Below are 18,450 nucleotides of genomic sequence, written 5' to 3' on the forward strand. Positions count from 1 at the left end.
TAAATACAGTTTATTTTTCATGACAAAAAAAAGGGAATTATGCATAAAATGTAATAGATTCTTAAATATTTAACAATTCCTATATTTAAAAATTATAAAAGATGCTAAAATCCAAATATAGAGAAAATATAACTTCTAAAGGCGGTTGAAATAAATATATGTTTACTCAAAAGAAATCACTCCAACATAAAATTGATCAATTAGAAAGTCGTATACAAGAACTAGAAGCAGAATTAAAACAAAAGGATATCGAACAACAAGAGACTATTTCTTCTATCCACGATCGTGTACAAAGCGTTGTTCAAGAACATAAACTTGTAAATAGCCAGCACCATACACTTCAAAATTTAGTTCAACAATTAAACTTATGTTTCGAAAATGTTTCAACGCGCACGACACATTCCAATGAATTGAATAACGAAATGTTACAAAAAGAACAAAGCTTAATTCAATCTATTGAAGAAATTATTGACTGTTCTAATGAAGGTAAAGAATCTGTTCACCGTTTACTTATTGTAATTAACAAATTAGGTGAACAATCTCAGCGTACGTCTAACAGTATGAATCATTTAAGTGAACGTTCAAAAGAAATCGAGCAAATTGTAGAAGTCATTCAAAACATTGCAGCACAAACAAATTTACTTGCTTTAAATGCGAGTATTGAAGCTGCTCGTGCTGGAGAGCACGGTAAAGGATTCGCTGTCGTTGCTAATGAAGTAAGAAAACTAGCAGAAAGTACAGCGGAAAGTACAAAAAACATAGGCAACTTAACGAAAAAAATTCAAGAAGAAATTGAAAAAGCATACGATAACACAAAAGATAATTTACATTTAGTCGATGAAGGTGTAGAAATGAGTGCCGATACAAACGCTAGAATCGAAAATATTTTAATTATGATTCAAACGTTACAAAACGGTGCTACCAATGTTATTAAAGCTATCGAAAACCAAAAATCTTGTAATGATGATATATTACGTGAATTCGCTAATACACAACAAATGTTCCAAAAGTTAAATACTACTATTATGAATCACATTCATGATGCTGAGAAAGTCGATGTTCAATTAACGAAAAGTCTTGAAGAAACAGTAGTTTCTCATTAATAATAAAAATCCCTTATACTTTTATAAGGGATTTTTATTATATTTCGAATATTTATTTCTTCTCAATATTCATCCGTATCTTTGTTATAATGGACAAGTTGTTTCTTTCGACTAATAAACAAGGAGGTTATTATGGAACAATTTCACTACATTTTAAAATATTTAATTCTCGGTCTGTTCCAAGGGCTAACAGAACCAATTCCGATTTCTTCAAGTGGTCACCTCGTTTTAGCACAACATTTGCTAGGACTAAAAATAGAAGGGTTCAGCTTCGAACTACTTGTTAATTCAGCTTCATTATTAGCTGTATTACTTATTTATAGAAATGATTTAATTCGTCTAACGAAGAATGGTCTATCTTATATCTTTACAAGAGCAGAGGACGCAAAATCAGATTTCTTCTTTATAATTTACCTTGTTATTGCGACCATTCCAGCAGGTGTTATCGGTGTTTTATTTAAAGATTACATCGACCAGTACTTAAAAGGTGTGAAAATGGTTGGGATTTCCCTTCTTATTACTGCTGTCGGCCTTTGGATTATTAGAAACTTACGTGGACGTAAAAATGATGGCGATCTTTCTATGAAAGATGCAATTATTGTCGGATTAGCACAAGCTTGCGCATTAATTCCTGGAATAAGCCGATCAGGTGCAACAATCGTCGCAGCGATGTTACTTGGTATGAAGCAAGAAACAGCACTTCGTTTCTCATTCTTACTATATATCCCTGTTAGCTTAGGTGGTTTATTACTAAGTATTACAGACATTGCAAAAGATCCAAATCTAGACACATTATTCGTGCCATATATCGTTGCGTTTATCGCAACATTTATCATGACGTACATTTCATTAAAATGGTTTATGAACATTATGGCAAAAGGAAATTTAAAATATTTCTCTTTCTATTGTATTATCGTAGGTGTACTTACTCTTATTTTCTTATAAAGTGAAACTTACAAAGCGAAAAACGAGTCATTCTATTAAACTAGGATGACTCGCTTTTTTATATCTTTATAATGATAAAGCCCCTCTTTCTGTACAGTAAGAGGGGTCCCTTTTATGCGTATACTTTCTTTTCTTGACAATACAAACGAATAACATGTTTATTTTGTTGAAATACATCATGCGTTAGGCGGATAATAATAAAATTTCGTTTTGTTTGATCATCATGAACAAAAATCTGTTCTCCCTCCTGAAAACGCCATGCACTTTCAAAAGTTGTAATATGATCCCCACTTACAGAAAAAAGCTCATATCGCATATCTTGTACCCTCTCTCAACTTATAATAATCACTATATCCTTATATTAAATTTATTATAACTTAATCCCGTTTAAATTTGAAATTTTTTCTATTTCGAAATATTTTAATTTTGTTTTCAGGTTCTTTTAACGTTATAATGATAAACGAATTTTCATTGAAAGGAGCTTCATTTTGACTGCATATTTATTTCCAATAAAAACAGCATTTATTTTATTTCCTATTTTAGCAATGTTTCTATTAATCCCTTTTTTAATATTTAATTATCGTAAATACGGTTATTTAAATAAATGGCGTTCATTTATTTTATATTCATTATTACTTTACTTATTAAATGCCTATTTTCTTGTGATTTTGCCATTACCACAAACGTATGATACTTGTAGCCTACAACCGGCTAATACGCAACATTTGCAACTCTCGCCATTTTATTTCATACAAGAGATTAGTAATCATACCTCGGCGATTTTAACGAAGCCAGCTACGTACTTCTATTTATTAAAGGAATCTGCGTTTTTACAAGTCGCTTTTAACGTTTTACTAACCGTTCCGTTCGGTATGTACTTACGTTATTATTTCCGACGTAGCTTCTTACAAACAGTGTGTATTTCTTTTTGTCTTTCACTATTCTTTGAATTAACACAAGTAACTGGATTATATGGTATTTATAATTGTGCATACCGCTTATTTGATATTGACGATCTGTTTTTAAACACGCTAGGCGGCGTAATTGGTTTTATCATTGCACCAATCTTTACGTACTTCCTTCCGAAAACAAGCGAATTAGATATTCATATTGATTTAGAAACGAAACCAGTCGGATTCATTCGTCGTCTCATCGCTATGCAAATTGATTGGATTTTCTTATCTATCGTTGTACCTTTCATTAAAAATAAAGGAAATTCACTATTTATCGCTAACATCCAATCTTATACAAATGTATACGAACTCCTTTTCATTACATGTTCAATCTTAATTTACTTTATTATCATTCCATACTTTACGAATGGAAGAACAATAGGAAAAGCGTTGCTTCGGATTTACATTAAAGGACAAGCTGAGCGTATTACACTAAAAGAATTATTCATTCGTTACGGGATATTCTATTTCATTTTAGGCGGAATCAATTATATTCTTTCGAGTAGCTCTATCTTAAATCATACAGAGCCTTTAGTATTACTAGTTATACTATTATTCCAATTTGTAATTAACGGTCTATTTATTATTCATGTTTTATTACATGTATTTAGTCGTGATAAGTCACTATTTTACGAGCGCATTAGTCAAACAAGAAATGCGATTATACTAAAAAAAGCTGACAAGTAATACTTTGTCAGCTTTTTTTCATAATCGTAAATAATTTTTCTGTGTAAGGGTTTGAAAACATTTCTGCTTCATCTAGTAACTTTCTCGCCTTTAGAAACGAATGCATTTCTGGATATATATTTTGTAATTTTTCGTACGTTAACGTATGCATTTTCCCCCAATGCGGGCGCCCTTCATACTTTAGAAAAATTTTCTCCACCTCACCAAAATAAGCAGCATACTTCATACCTTTATACATATGAACGGCAATATACGCTGAATCCCTTCCGTACGCTGGACTGAGCCATATATCATCCCTTTTCACATAACGGCATTCAATTGGGAAGTGCACTTTATACTTTTTCTTTTCAATAAGGTTTGAAATATCTTCTACAACAGCCCGCATATACTTTGAAGGAACACTATACTCCATTTCATAAAATGGAACCGCACGCGATGTAGCAAATACTTCATAACTCGGACCAATTATTTTTGTATTCGGTACAGCTTTAGCCGATAATCGACTTACACCTTTACTTATAGAAGGAAACCATTTACATCCTTTAGATAACAAAGAGAACATCTTATTTTCAAGCAACTCTACCTTTAGTTTATGCCATTTCAAGTCACTTTTTTTACCCGTTGTTTCATTTGTAAATTTCACTTGTACTTCATCTGAATAAGGAAAAACAAAAAATTCAAAATGGCGATTCTTCTTATATTCTTCTAGCTTGTTCATTACAGTAGATAATGACTGTTTTTCACTTTTATAAACGAGTGAATAGGCTGGAATAACCTTCAATTTTATTTTTACAATGATACCTAACATTCCTAGCGACAACTGAAAGGCTCTCCAATATTCCACATTCTCAGTTTCCGAACAAACTATACTCTCGCCTGTAGATAAAACTGCGGTAATCTCTATAACTTGTGTTGATAAACTTCCAAAGGTAATACCCGTTCCATGAGTCCCTGTACTAATCGCTCCTGCAATCGATTGCGAATCAATATCCCCTAAATTTTCTTGTGCATAACCTTTTTCTTCAAGTAACTTCCCTAAATCATGTAGCTTTGTTCCTGCCCATACTTCGGCAACCATCTTCTCTGCATCCATATCCAAAATACCTTTCAATTCATCTAAAGAAACTAAAATTTCTTCCGTTTGCACAAGAGGTGTAAACGAGTGTCCTGAACCGACAACACGAATTTTCTTCCCTTTTTTTCGAGCAAGCCCTACAACTTCTACTACATCTTGTATACTTTCTGGATACATCGTATAATGCGGCGTTCCTTCTACATTCCCTGTCCAATTTCTCCATTTTTGTCCCTTTATAGAAAGCATTGGCCATCCCCCCGATATGTTGAATACTCCCCAACAATCTCTCCTTCTTTCACACGATATAAAAAAGGAAAACGCTCACATAACTCTCCAGCTTTACTATGGCGAAACAAGATAGAATCTCCTATCTCTACTCGTTCCTTACCGTTATAAAAAATCGGTGTTTGCACTTCGCCAGCGCCTTCTAAAGCTAATAGTTTGGCACCATTTGGTCTCCAAATCTCAGGTTCTTTATCTTTCCCGATTGCACCTGAGGCAATATATCCACCACCTAAACAAGTGTAAATAAACGGGGCTGGTTTACGCACAACTGGTAAAGCAAATCCGACAGCTGGATGAAATTGCACCTCTTTATAATAATCGAACAGCTTCGGGGCATAAAAAGCAGAACCTATTGTAATCTCTGAAATTGAATTATCTTGCTCAGTTGTTTTTATACTTCCTGTGCCTCCCCCATTTACAAACCTTAGTTCAATACCTAGGTTTTGTATTTCTTTTACGATATGTCCTCTTCTTTCTTTAACTTCTAACACTGACTTCTTCTTTAAATACGAAATTACTTTACTTTTCACTCTTTGATTCGGTATGTGATCTCCTACCCCAGCAATTTGAGCTTCATATCCCATTACACCATCTAGTATTAAAAATGATGATTCTTTTACCCTTTTTATTATTTTCAAAGCACCTTGCACATCTTTTACCGGTGATCTGTTTACCCCAAAATGAAATTGAAAAAAACGACTACTCATATCAATATCCAAACAAACACGAAAACACCCTTTAGACTCCTCAGCAATTTTTTCTAAATAAACAATGTGGTCTTCACAATCCACCATACAAGTTATAATGAGGCCTTGCTTTGTTAGCAAACTTATTTCATGTAAAGCCCTTTTATCATAAGCAGGATATCCGAGCAATAAATCATTGAATCCTTGTTCAATTAAAAACAAAGCCTCTCTAGGTGAAAAACACATAATACCTTGAAATCGATCATTTGTAGCTAAAATCTTTTGCATAACCGGAACAGAACGTAGCGATTTACTCGCTATACGAATCTTCTTGTTTCCACTTAATTCCATAACCGATTGAATATTTTTATCTAAAGCTACTTCATCCAAAAATGCACACGGTAATGGAACTTCTTTAAAAATTCCTCGATCCACATTTTTCTCTCCTCTTTTCAATATGTCTTATACATATTGGAAAGAAAGTTGAAATTTCCTCTACAAAATAAAAAAGTTTCTTCCTATTAAGAAGAAACTTTTTTAGGACTATTTCATAGAAATAGTTGCCTCTACTGGATAATGATCAGAGTAATCATTATATGTATATTTTTTAAGCCATGATGTAACAGTCCACTGTGGAGATTTCGGTTGTAATACTTTATTCTCTATAAATGACGGATTCGCATGGTCCTTACTTGCAATAATATAATCTAAATACTCGGCAGGACTATCAGGGAAATTATATTTTGCTATACTGTTTGTCGTCGCATCCCAAGTTGCTGTATGTCCCGTATAAGATGGAATAGAAGCGTGTAATGTTTTAAACATGGATGCGTACTCTGAGTCACTATTGTTCTCTGCATTTATTTTATTCACGTTCATATCACCACCAAATAGGACGTACTCGTCATTTGGTATATTCTTATTTTTAATAAAGTCTTGAATTTCTTTTAACTGATTTGTACGTACAGATGCAGGTGAAGTTTTTCCGCACATACTATCTTCAGCCTGCAAATGCGTCCCGATTACATGAACGAAACGATCATTCTTCTTAATTTTTGTGTATACAAATCCTTTATTCGATAAATTATCTGGCCCGCATCCTTTTGCAAATACATATTGAATCTTTTCAACAATCGGCCATTTACTCACGATTGCAACGCCCCCATCTTCAGGAGTTGAAGATGAATAGCTACCTAACGTTTTATCCCATTCATTTCCGTTACTACGACCTAATACCGCTGTTTGATTTGGATATTCTTTCTTCAAATTCCCTAACAAACGATCTGATGCGCTATTATCAAACACTTCATTTAATATAACAACGTCTTGATTCTTTATATAATCTGCCGCCCCAATTAAATCAGCACGCTCACTTTGTCCCCAGTTCGGATATAAATTTGTTGATAGCATATACACGTTATGCGTCATCACTTTCAAAGTATTATTTTGATTTGTAGACGTTTCTGCTTGAGCTGAAGATCCTCCGTATAAAACTCCTAAACCAATCCCAAAGCTAAGTACACCTTTTAGTAATTTTCCTTTCACGCTTCATACCTCCATGTATTAGTTATAAAAAGGCCAAATACTCTATTGTGAGATTTGACCTTTTTTTTAATACTTAACGATCTCCGTACGTATCAAACCAAAGCTGAATGTATCCGGCAGTAACACGTTGTGCATCCATTAATCGCTTACCTGTCATTGGTGTAACTTCAGCGCGCCATTTATCTGCATATTCTTGTGATACAGCTGCTTTTACGAACCAATCTTTCGTATTATCATTTACAATGCCAGCGTAATCTTGTTTCGCTGCTACTGCCGCTCCGTGAATCCACTCTTCTGGATTTGTACCTTTCCAGTTCCAATATCCATTTCCATCCGTTACTTTATAATTATCTTTTATCGTATCTACAAAGTTTTCATATTTAGAATGGAATCCTTGTGGGTACGAAAGATTTGTAAAGTTTGCCGCATGCATCGGTTGGTTTACATCTCCTAAATAATGAAGAGATAATCCTAAATAGAAGAATGCTTGTTTCATATCTTTATTTTTATATGATTCACCAGCTAATTTAAAATATTTAGCGCCAGTTTCTTTTGCCTGCTTTGCAAATGGAATATATGTTTTTCCATTGTCTGGATCATAGAAATGTGAAGCAAATGTGCTATTATCATAATAAGGATTTTCATAGTCAGCAGCATAAATACCATTTTCTAATTCCGTACGCCATTCATTTAATTGTGCAACTCGATCTTGTTTTACAAGTGTTGTATTGCGAGACATAATATCAATAGCGCGGTTTACAATCCATAAATGAGAGTTTACGCCTTCTTTATGTTTATCTTCAGCAGACCAGCGATGAACTATTTTTATTTTACTTCCCCCATCGTTTTCATGAGCAAATGCAACACTTTGTAACGGCGCTACTAATGTAATAGCTGCTGCTAAAGCAAGTACTTTCTTTTTCATCTGAAATCCTCCATTTTATAATTGAATTATTGTAAACTTTTTGTTAGGATCCTATGATATCGTCCGGTTAACCTATGACTAGAATATCCCACCTTTCATGAAATTTCTATCAATAAATTAAAATATGCAAATGTTCATATCATTATAACTTTATACATAGTGAATATAATGAATGAATGCACTTATATTGTAGTAAAGTATTGTTAAGCTACTACGAATGATTGTCTAAACTAATGTAAAAAAAGAGTAAAGCATCCACATGCTTTACTCTTTTTTTCTATTCGATAATATACTTGGTAGTTGTACATTAACTGCCAACTTATGAATAAATCCAAACACTAATCCAATCCCAATAAATATGTATAAGATTGTAAATATCTTTCCGAAATCAGTTTGCGGACTAAAATTCCCATCACCGACAGTCGTCAACGTGACCACACTAAAATATAAAGCGTCAAGAGGACGTAATCCTTCAACTGTACTATAAAAAATCGTACCAGATGTTAATGTTAAAAATGTTAATACGAATAACACTTGAAATTCTTTATCTTTCCACGCTCGTAAACAAGCTTTTAGCATTCGTTTCAATGTCAACATAAATGAAAGCATTAGACTTTCCCTTCCAAACAAAATACCTGTAGTTAAAGGAAAGTCTATCACCTTTCTGTATAGAAAAAAAGTAGCCCTCTTCTATTTCTAGAAAAGAGCTACTTTTTACTATTCTCTATTATTTAGGTGAAACAAGAATTTTCACTTGTGTTTTATCTTTTACAAGTGCTTCAAATCCTTCTTCAACAACTTGATCCACTGTGATTTTTTTCGTAATTAATTTCTCTGCTTGAATTTGGCCAGAGCTAATTAATTTAATAACAGCTGGGAAGATATGACGGTATCCAAGAATACCGATAACTTCTTTTTCTTTTAGTACAAGGTTGTTTGGCGTAATTGTCGCATCTTTTTCCCACACACTAACAATTACAGTTTGTCCTTCAAAGCTTGTACTTTCAATCGCTTGACGAAGTACTACTTCGACACCTGTTACTTCAAAGCTCACATTTACACCTAAACCATTTGTTAAGTTACGAATTTCTGCTAGTACATCTTGAGTAGCTGGATTTAATACATAATCCGCACCTGCTAATTTTGCTAACTCTTGACGTTCTTTAGAAAGTTCTACTGCAATAACAGGAGTTGCTCCTGCTGCTTTAGCTGCTTGAATGACAAGAAGTCCAATTGGACCACAACCAAATACTGCTACAGCTTCCCCTTCTTTTAATTTACTTTGACGTACTGCATGAACTGCTACCGCTGCTGGTTCTACAAGTGCACCTTGTTCATACGTCATTTCATCAGGAATATGGTGGACCATATCTTCTGGTACTACTGTATATTCAGAGAAACCGCCGCCGTCTCCGCCAAGACCGTGGAAAACAAGTTGTTCACAAACATTGTAATGTCCATGTTTACAAGCTTCACATTTACCACAAGAATAAATTGGTTCTACAACGACGCGATCTCCCACTTTATGAGAAGTAACGCCTTCACCGATTTCAACTACCTCACCACTAAACTCATGACCTAAAATAACCGGTGCTTTTACGTGTGTTAATGGGTGCTCTTCTGTTGGAATAAAAATAGGTCCTGCTAAATATTCATGCAAGTCTGTTCCGCAGATACCACACCATTTCACTTTAATCTTAACTGCTCCTGGTCTTACAGTTGGTTCTGGTACTTCTTCTACTCGTACATCACGTTGATTATGCCAAAGTAATGCTTTCATTTTATACATCCCTCTCTACGTATATACTTAACCTGGTGAAGTTTACAAATCTATTATAATACTTCTATCCATATATTTCAAAAAAACAATCTCATTCCCACTAAATTTTAACAAATAACGTTCAATATTTTGTCACTTTGTACTTTTTTCCACATCTGTTAATGCTAATTTCATTGCGGTTGAAATTAGCATTATGCCATAATAGCATAGGAGAGGTGAATATCGCTTGAAATATTTTATTTACTTTATTGTTATCGTAGCGTTTCTAGATACATTTTCACAATTACCTATTATGAGTACGTTCGCTCAAAGTCTTGGAGGATCTCCTCTTATTATTGGGCTAGTTGTCGGTATGTACTCATTCGCTAATATGATCGGTAATATTATTGCTGGCGCTGCTGTCGATAAATTTGGTGCAAAAAAAATACTTTATATAAGCATGGGACTTACGAGTTTCATAGTCTTGTTATACACCGTTGTTCAAAGTGGTGAACAACTATTAGTTGTGCGCTTTATGCACGGCTTTAGTGACGGATTTTTAATTCCTGCTGCCTTTACGTTTTTATCAAAACAAACAAATTCAGCAAGACAAGGTAAGGCAATGGCCCTATCTGGTGCTGCTGTTGGAACAGCGGCAATTGTAGGACCGGCTTTCAGTGGAATTATGAAAGCAACTGCTGGTATAGAGTGGGTGTTCATTACCATTTCTATTTTAATGGTCCTTGGTACAATCGTATCTCTATTCTTCTTACCAAATAACGTATCAAGAAAAGATACTTCAAGAACACAAATGATGAACAAAGAAGATATGATTGAACTATTGAAATCAGAACCGTTATTGCAAGCATATATTGGTGCTTTTACGCTAATGTTTTCACAAGGCATTGTCACTTATATGCTACCAGTGAAAGTTGAGGCATTAGCACTTAAAGCATCTACAACAGGCATGATGTTAAGTGTATTCGGCATTACCGCTATCCTCTTCTTCTTGCTGCCAACAAACCGTATTTATGATCGATTTAATCGTTCAAAACTCATGCTAATTGGTATTGCAGTAATGGCATTTGCGTTATCTTTACTCGGATTATTCGCAACAAAAGGTATGCTCTTTATCGTTATGATGATTTATGGCATTGGATTCGCTATCCTTTTCCCATCGATAAATGCATTACTTGTTGAAAATACGACAGATGATAAGCGCGGAAAAGCATTCGGATTGTTTTATGCTTTCTTCTCATTAGGAGTTGTTGCTGGATCCTTTACAGTTGGTGCAATCGGGGCATCCCCTAGCGTCAGCTTCGTTATCGGAACTGCATTCTTATTAACATTCGCTGGAATGATTTATGTAAGAAGCAAAATAAAAAGTAAAGCAAACAGCAAAATAAAAAAGACAATGATGGGTTAATTCCATCATTGTCTTTTTTTTGCCGAATATATTACTTTTGTGTATAGCCAAGTAACAATGTAAATAAATTAAACTGTAAAGGCAACACTACGTTTCTTCTTTGACAAAAAAAGTGTATAAATACCAACGATACTTCGACAATTTCCTCGGAAATATTTCCTTTCCCCACATAATTTGATACACTACATATGAACAGACACTTGTATTACACAAGCTAAAATAATAACTTACTGTACAAATTGAAAAGCACACTCTTCATATGAAGAATGTGCTTTTATGTTATTAACGTTTAATCCAAACAGCGCCTGCCGATTTATCCTCTGCCTGTCCAACAACTTGGAATTTAAGTCCAAGATTTGGAACTTTTCTTCCTGCATCTGCAATTTGTTTGTTACTATATACTTTTGAATCATCAAATGTTGTAACACCTTGTAATCCAGAATAGTTAAACTGTCCACGTGTTAATGAATTTGCACTCCATGCTGGTGTTTGATCAAATGAAAATGCAGCATCTGCAATTTGCATACCTGTATTACCGTAAGTTGGCCTTCCGTTTAAATTCCCAACAAATGCCTCTGGATGCGAATCCACAACACCAAGGAATCCTTCACCTGGATGCACCCCAACCCAGTTATCTTTGAAGCTATCATCTGCATACCAAACGACAAGACCTGTATTATACACTGGACCTTTTCCTGCTTTTAATCCATTATCTGATCCCGCATAGTTTCTCCACTCTAAGTAGTAATAATGAGCTTTCTTTTCTGTCCCATCAGAAACAACAAAACCATTTAAATTCATTTTAGCCTGTCCTTCTGTATCATCAGAAAATACAACTTGTCCATCAACAGTTACATTTACATTATCCATCGCGAAACCTTTATATGTTACAGCCGGATCTGTAATATAATCGAATTGCAGTTTCACTTTTTTCCCTTTAAATTGACTTAAATCATATGATTTATCCATCCATTTTCCATCTGTTGTATCTTTATCTTCTTGGACTACTTTTTCTCCAAGTCTATCAATTAACGTTTTCGTTCCATCTTCTGTTACTGCATGCACTTCGACAAAATCGCACTCTGCTTCTAACTCATAATTTGCTTTATAATCGAATTTTGCATTTGTTCCTTTTGTTAAATCAAAGAATGGTGTCTCTAGTGTTGTATGCATATCATCTCCTCTTGTACTATAATATGCATGCTTTCCAAACTCCGGTTTAATCGTTTCAACACTTTTACCTGGTAAGTTAACACGTACAACGCCTGGACGATTGGATTTTGTAACACTTTGATCAATATATGTAGGAACTCCTACTCCACGCTTAATTTTATCGTAATCTACTTCTAAAATTTTTGCCCAGTTGCCACCCATATTCTTTTGTAAGAAGTCTTTATTTTGTGGTGAGAAACTAGTTGGCTCTGTTCCTGCAATTTTCCCTGTCCAACTACCTCCACTCATTAATGACCACGCTTCGACAGGTGAACCAGTTCCAGTATATTTCGTGTCATATTCATCTGGTAAACCAAGATCATGTCCAAATTCATGCGCAAATACACCTACTGCTCCATCTTCTGGTTCAATTGTATAATCATGCGCCGCTACTTTTCCACCAAAGTAATCTACCTTTGATTTTGTACCTTCAACCGCTACTGGATCTATTGCTAATTTTGAACGATGTGACCAAATTGCATCATCACCTAATTTACCGCCACCAGCTTCTTGACCAACGCCAGCATGGATTACCATTAAATGATCAATTACACCATCAGGTTCATTTTGATTTCCATCACCATTTGTATCATATCTATCAAATTGATCAAATTGAGATAAATCTAGCCCTTTCTCAGCAGCTGCATGTAAAGCTTCTTTCACTAAATCACGTGCGCCTTTTGGTCCTTTATTATCGTGACCACTACTACCATCAGCACCGTAGTCAGACGCTTTTCCTGGAACAGTTAGCCATTCCGTTACATATCCATCTGTCGTATAACTTCCACCAGACTGCTCTTCATAATATTGTTTAAACGTTTTTACTTTTGAACCATCAAATAATGTGTACGGTTCATTACCAAATAACATTTTTTGATAATGCTCTCTACTAAAGTCATTCGAATACATATACCCTGGTGTTTGATCAATATTATTATGTTTATAATCACTAAATTCAACGAGTAATACTAATACTTTATCATTTCGAACTGACCCTTTATATGGCGCTTGCTTTGCTTTAGAAGTTGGGACTTGTCCATTCAATTGTTTTTTATTTGGTTCTGGTTTTTGCTCAGGACTAACATTTTTTTCAGGTTTCTTTACTTTCTCCTTTTCTTCCATTTTCTTCTCTTTTACTTTTTTCACGAAATCAGATGCCTCTTTAGCAGTATCCGCTGGAAGAATTTCTTTATTTGCCTGATCGCCTTGTTTCTTTTCAATATACTTTTCTACAGCTTTTTTCGTTTCTTCTTTAGAAGATGCTGGATTAATTGTTCCTCTTTCTTTCAACGCTTCCGCTAAACGATCCTCTTGAATTAAATTGTAATCAATTGGTGTTGTAGATACATTTTCTTTCTCTTTTGCTGGCGTTTCTGCGTATGCTAGCGGAGTACTCATTACAGATGTGCATCCGATAATTGCCGCAATTGCTAATGATGACAACACTTTAAATGGCGTTTTTCTTCTCATTCTATTTCTCTCCTTTTATAAAACTTAAAATTCAGATAAATGAGTGCATTTAAATCGAAATCCCTATTTTCTGCCCTCCCTATATAAAAAGGCATAATTCTATAAACGTTAAGCTTTCTGTTATAGAATCATGCCCCTCCAGTTTTCTGGTCAGAACCTCTACCTTTTTATGTCGAAATATGAAAAATAAAAAGTGATTTGATATATATTAAATAGCTTATATAACAAATTTAAAAGACAATATGCAAAATTGCATGAAAATTCTTTTAAATAAAAAAAGAACCCTAGTCAATTAAACTAGGATTCTCGATTTTCTATTATTTCTCTTGTGTTTTTTCCCAATCAGCTAAGAACTTCTCAATTCCTTGATCTGTTAATGGGTGCTTCACTAATGAAGCAATTACGTTTGCTGGGATTGTTGCAATATGTGAACCGTTTAATGCTGCTTCTGTTACGTGAACACTGTGACGTACAGATGCTGCAATGATTTCTGTTTCAATACCGTGAATTGCAAAGATTTCTGCGATTTGACGGATTAGGTCCATACCGTTATGACCGATATCGTCTAAGCGACCTAAGAATGGTGAAACGTATGTTGCACCAGCACGAGCTGCAAGTAATGCTTGAACTGCTGAGAATACTAATGTAACGTTTGTACGAATTCCTAAGTCAGAGAATGCTTTTACTGCTTTTAAACCTTCTGTTGTCATTGGAACTTTTACAACAACGTTTGGAGCAATTTTCGCTAACTCTTTTCCTTCTTCGATCATTTTATCAGCTTCTAAGCTAATTACTTCTGCACTTACAGGTCCTTCTACAACGTTGCAAATTTCACGAATACGCTCGTGGAAATCTACGCCTTCTTTTGCTACAAGTGATGGATTTGTCGTTACTCCAGCTAATACTCCTAATGCATTTGCCTCTTTAATTTCGTTAATGTTTGCTGTATCAATAAAAAATTTCATTTGTTATTCTTCCTTCCTGATTTTCATTTTATATTTATTTGTTTTTCTTAATAAGCTCTAATTCAATCGGAATAGATTTGTCCACTTTTTTACCTTGTGTTATCTCTTTTGCTGTTTGCATCGCCTTCTCCCCGATTAATTCCGGTTTTTGAGCAACTGTTGCAGCCATACGCCCATCGTTAACCGCTTTTACAGCATCTTCTGTTGCATCAAAACCAACAACGACTACATCTGTTTTTCCAGAAGACTTCAATGCTTCAAGTGCCCCTAATGCCATTTCATCGTTATGCGCAAACACGGCTTTAATATCACCATTCGCTTGTAAAATGTTTTCCATAACAGATAATCCTTTAGCTCTATCAAAATCAGCCGCTTGTTTTGCAACTACTTTTAAAGACTTATCAGCTACGTTATGGAATCCTTTCCCACGCTCACGAGCAGCAGAAGATCCAGGGATTCCTTCTAACTCAGCAACGTTTGCTCCCCCGCCAACTAATTCACGAATGTAATCACTAGCCATTTGACCACCTTCGATATTATTAGATGCAATGTGAGAAACAACCTTACCCGAATTTGCAACGCGGTCTACTGTAATAACAGGAACATTTGCAGCATTTGCCGCACTTACTGCTGAAGCAACAGCATCTGAATCGGTCGGATTAATAACAACTACATCGACACCTTTTTGAATTAAATCCTCAACATCGTTCGTTTGCTTTGCTGCATCATTTTGTGCATCAACAGCAATCAATTCAATGCCGCTTGCTTTCGCTTGCTTTTCTGCTCCTTTTTTCAAAGTCACAAAAAATGGATTGTTTAAAGTTGAAACAGAGAATCCAACTTTAATAGTTTTATTTCGACCTTTATCGCTAGAATCCTTTGCCCATTCTGGTGGTTCCATTGAACAACCAGCAGTAATGACCATAATACATGCAACGAGTATAAGTAACCATTTCTTCATGAACTATCCCTCCATTACGCTTCTTTTCGGCGATCAATTAATACAGCTAGTAAGATTACAAGTCCTTTTACAACTTGTTGGAAGAAAGAAGATACACCTAATAAATTTAAACCGTTATTTAGTACACCGATAATAAGTACACCGATGAATGTACCAATAATCCATCCTCTTCCCCCAGAAAGACTTGTTCCACCTAATACAACTGCTGCAATTGCATCTAATTCATAAGAAGTACCTGCAGTTGGCTGTGCAGAATCTAGTCGTGATGTTAAGACAATACCTGCAAGCGCTGCCAAAATTCCGGAAAGACCGTAAATCATTACTTTAATTCTCGTAACATTTATACCTGATAGTGCTGCTGCTTCTTCATTTCCACCAATTGCAAATGTACGGCGACCAAATGTCGTTTTCTTCAAAATGAAGTACAGTACTGCGAAAGCGATCATCATTGTAACAGCTGGTACCGGAATACCTAGAAAATAACCGCGACCAAACATTTGGAACATTAAATGATCACCAAGACCAGTGATCGGACGTCCGTCCATATAAACAAGCGTCAACCCACGAAAAATAGTCATTGTTGCTAAAGTTGCAATAAATGGAGCTACTTTTCCCTTCGCTATGATGATACCGTTTACAATTCCCATTACAAGACCAGCTAATAATCCAACTGCCATCGCAAGGAACGGGTCCATGCCACTTGCCATCATTCCAGCAACAAGTGCACTTGATAATGCTAAAATAGAACCTACCGATAAGTCAATACCCCCTGTTAAAATTACAAAGGTCATTCCGAATGCAATAAGCGCATTAATCGATACTTGACGCAGTATATTAAATAAATTTGGAATCTCAATAAATGCCGGATTTAAAGCTGTAATTACGACGATAATTAATACTAAACCGATTAAAGAACCGAGTTGTTGTAATACATTCCCCTTCTTAGCCATCCTTACTCTCCCCCTGTAGCTAGTGCCATAATAGACTCTTGTGATGCCTCATCTTTCTCTAAAATGCCGCCGACTTTTCCTTCATGAATAACAAGAACACGATCACTCATTCCTAAAACTTCTGGAAGCTCAGATGATACCATAATAACGGCATCGCCTTGCTCAGTAAGCTTATTCATAATAGAGTAAATTTCTTTTTTCGCTCCAACATCTACACCTCGTGTTGGCTCATCTAAAATGAGTAACTGCGGGTGGATACCTAGCCATTTTGCAATAACAACCTTTTGCTGATTTCCACCAGAAAGAGATTTCACCGCTTGCTCTCCACTAGCTGCTTTCACATTAAGAAGTTTCATCATATCCGCTGTAAACTGTTGTTCTAGTTCGTTACTTAAGACACTTCCCTTTGAAAGACTTTCTAAATTCGGTAAAGCTAAATTTTCTCGAATTGAGAAATCTAAAACTAACCCTTCAGATTTTCTATCCTCTGTAATAAAAGCTATTCTTTGTCTAATCGCATCTATCGGACTATCAATCTTTACTTCTTGTCCATTTATAAAAATTTGGCCAGAATCTAAAGGTTCGTATCCAAATATCGCTTTCATAATATCTGTACGGCCAGCTCCCATCAAACCAGCAACACCAAGGATTTCACCTTTTCTTACTTGAAACGAAACATTTTCAAACTTCCCTTTTTTCGTTCCGTTACGCATCTCAAAAATGACATCGCCAATTTGACTATTTCGCTCTGGGTAACGTTCACCAATGCTGCGCCCCACCATCATACTCACTACTTCATCAAATGATGTTTCCGGAATGAGTCTCTTTCCTACGTATTCCCCATCACGTAAAATCGTAATGGCATCACATATTGAAAAAATTTCTTCCATTCGGTGTGAGATATAAACGAACGAAACGCCTTCTTTACGTAATTTATTAATGACAGTAAACAACGTTTCAATTTCACGATCTGTTAATGCAGCTGTAGGTTCATCCATAATAATAACGCTCGCGTTTGTCATTAACGCTTTCGCAATTTCGATAATTTGCTGTTGTCCAACCGATAACTCTCCTGCCAACATAGCGCCTTTTACATGTAACCCTAACTCCGCTAGTTGCTGCTGCGCAATCGCGTTCATTTGACGCGTACGCAAAATACCTGTCTTCCCATACATTAACTCTTTACCGAGAAACATATTTTCAGCTACTGTTAAATTCGATAATATGTTCAATTCTTGATGTATAAATGCAATACCGTACTCTTCTGCTTCTTTCGCATTTTTAAAAGTTCGTTCTTGTCCATCAATCGTGATTGTTCCACCATCTTTTTTGTATACACCTGTTAAAATTTTCATGAGCGTTGATTTGCCCGCTCCATTTTCCCCCATCAATGCATGGACTTCCCCTGTTTCAATCATAAACTGTGCATTCTTCAAAACAGGATTGCCATTGAACGCCTTTGAAATATTTTTCATTTCAATACGCATTCCCATCACTTCCTTT

The 18,450-nt window shown here is 35.3% G+C and carries 16 protein-coding genes; 4 read left to right on the forward strand and 12 right to left on the reverse strand.

Features of this window, described 5'->3' with window-relative positions:
- Positions 1-422: 422 nt before the first annotated feature.
- Positions 423-1,103: a methyl-accepting chemotaxis protein gene (locus RBB48_RS21450; RefSeq protein ID WP_370174618.1), complete on the forward strand. Its 681-nt coding sequence runs from the start codon at positions 423-425 to the stop codon at positions 1,101-1,103.
- Between the two features lie 132 nt (positions 1,104-1,235).
- Positions 1,236-2,048: an undecaprenyl-diphosphate phosphatase gene (locus RBB48_RS21455; protein WP_044791332.1), complete on the forward strand. Its 813-nt coding sequence runs from the start codon at positions 1,236-1,238 to the stop codon at positions 2,046-2,048.
- A 112-nt stretch (positions 2,049-2,160) separates the two neighbouring features.
- Here RBB48_RS21455 and RBB48_RS21460 read toward each other — a convergent pair whose 3' ends face one another.
- Positions 2,161-2,364, reverse strand: coding sequence for a hypothetical protein (locus tag RBB48_RS21460; protein ID WP_001268332.1), 204 nt, complete (start codon positions 2,362-2,364; stop codon positions 2,161-2,163).
- 172 nt (positions 2,365-2,536) lie between these two features.
- On the opposite strand from RBB48_RS21460, the gene RBB48_RS21465 reads away from it, so the two are divergent.
- Positions 2,537-3,688: a VanZ family protein gene (locus RBB48_RS21465; RefSeq protein WP_306008052.1), complete on the forward strand. Its 1,152-nt coding sequence runs from the start codon at positions 2,537-2,539 to the stop codon at positions 3,686-3,688.
- A 7-nt stretch (positions 3,689-3,695) separates the two neighbouring features.
- On the opposite strand, the gene RBB48_RS21470 is transcribed toward RBB48_RS21465, so the two are convergent.
- The 6 genes from RBB48_RS21470 to bdhA all read right to left on the reverse strand — a co-directional run bounded on the left by RBB48_RS21470 (position 3,696) and on the right by bdhA (position 9,984).
- The gene (locus RBB48_RS21470) at positions 3,696-5,009 is read right to left on the reverse strand and encodes a D-arabinono-1,4-lactone oxidase (RefSeq protein ID WP_088061903.1); all 1,314 of its coding nucleotides are present in this window, start codon (positions 5,007-5,009) and stop codon (positions 3,696-3,698) included.
- Positions 4,997-6,169: an amino acid deaminase/aldolase gene (locus tag RBB48_RS21475; protein ID WP_088061901.1), complete on the reverse strand. Its 1,173-nt coding sequence runs from the start codon at positions 6,167-6,169 to the stop codon at positions 4,997-4,999. The genes RBB48_RS21470 and RBB48_RS21475 overlap by 13 nt, the downstream gene beginning before the upstream one ends.
- 108 nt (positions 6,170-6,277) lie before the next feature.
- Positions 6,278-7,279 (reverse strand): sphingomyelinase C, encoded by a 1,002-nt coding sequence (gene sph / locus RBB48_RS21480; RefSeq protein WP_000676775.1) that lies wholly within the window; start codon positions 7,277-7,279, stop codon positions 6,278-6,280.
- Between the two features lie 73 nt (positions 7,280-7,352).
- Positions 7,353-8,204, reverse strand: a complete 852-nt coding sequence (gene cerA, locus RBB48_RS21485) for a phospholipase CerA (protein WP_000731008.1) — start codon at positions 8,202-8,204, stop codon at positions 7,353-7,355.
- A 264-nt stretch (positions 8,205-8,468) separates the two neighbouring features.
- Positions 8,469-8,813 (reverse strand): potassium channel family protein, encoded by a 345-nt coding sequence (locus tag RBB48_RS21490; RefSeq protein ID WP_000948236.1) that lies wholly within the window; start codon positions 8,811-8,813, stop codon positions 8,469-8,471.
- A gap of 118 nt (positions 8,814-8,931) precedes the next feature.
- Positions 8,932-9,984 (reverse strand): (R,R)-butanediol dehydrogenase, encoded by a 1,053-nt coding sequence (bdhA, locus tag RBB48_RS21495; RefSeq protein WP_000645832.1) that lies wholly within the window; start codon positions 9,982-9,984, stop codon positions 8,932-8,934.
- Between the two features lie 226 nt (positions 9,985-10,210).
- On the opposite strand from bdhA, the gene RBB48_RS21500 reads away from it, so the two are divergent.
- Positions 10,211-11,389 (forward strand): MFS transporter, encoded by a 1,179-nt coding sequence (locus RBB48_RS21500; protein WP_306008053.1) that lies wholly within the window; start codon positions 10,211-10,213, stop codon positions 11,387-11,389.
- Between the two features lie 282 nt (positions 11,390-11,671).
- Here RBB48_RS21500 and inhA2 read toward each other — a convergent pair whose 3' ends face one another.
- From inhA2 to rbsA, 5 genes are all read right to left on the reverse strand, one after another.
- On the reverse strand, positions 11,672-14,071 hold the full coding sequence (inhA2, locus tag RBB48_RS21505; protein WP_097890008.1) for a M6 family metalloprotease immune inhibitor InhA2: 2,400 nt from the start codon (positions 14,069-14,071) through the stop codon (positions 11,672-11,674).
- Between the two features lie 317 nt (positions 14,072-14,388).
- A complete protein-coding gene (gene fsa / locus RBB48_RS21510) occupies positions 14,389-15,036 on the reverse strand; it encodes a fructose-6-phosphate aldolase (RefSeq protein WP_000667662.1) in 648 nt (215 codons plus the stop codon).
- Positions 15,037-15,070: 34 nt separating this feature from the next.
- Positions 15,071-15,997, reverse strand: a complete 927-nt coding sequence (gene rbsB / locus RBB48_RS21515) for a ribose ABC transporter substrate-binding protein RbsB (protein ID WP_088061895.1) — start codon at positions 15,995-15,997, stop codon at positions 15,071-15,073.
- 14 nt (positions 15,998-16,011) lie between these two features.
- A complete protein-coding gene (locus tag RBB48_RS21520; RefSeq protein ID WP_088061893.1) occupies positions 16,012-16,947 on the reverse strand; it encodes an ABC transporter permease subunit in 936 nt (311 codons plus the stop codon).
- 2 nt (positions 16,948-16,949) lie between these two features.
- Complete coding sequence (gene rbsA, locus RBB48_RS21525) at positions 16,950-18,434, reverse strand: ribose ABC transporter ATP-binding protein RbsA (protein WP_046953796.1); 1,485 nt, start codon at positions 18,432-18,434, stop codon at positions 16,950-16,952.
- Positions 18,435-18,450: the final 16 nt, after the last annotated feature.

It is taken from the genome of Bacillus sp. MMSF_3353 (genome assembly GCF_030733445.1).
GTDB classification, from domain to species: Bacteria; Bacillota; Bacilli; order Bacillales; family Bacillaceae_G; genus Bacillus_A; species Bacillus_A wiedmannii.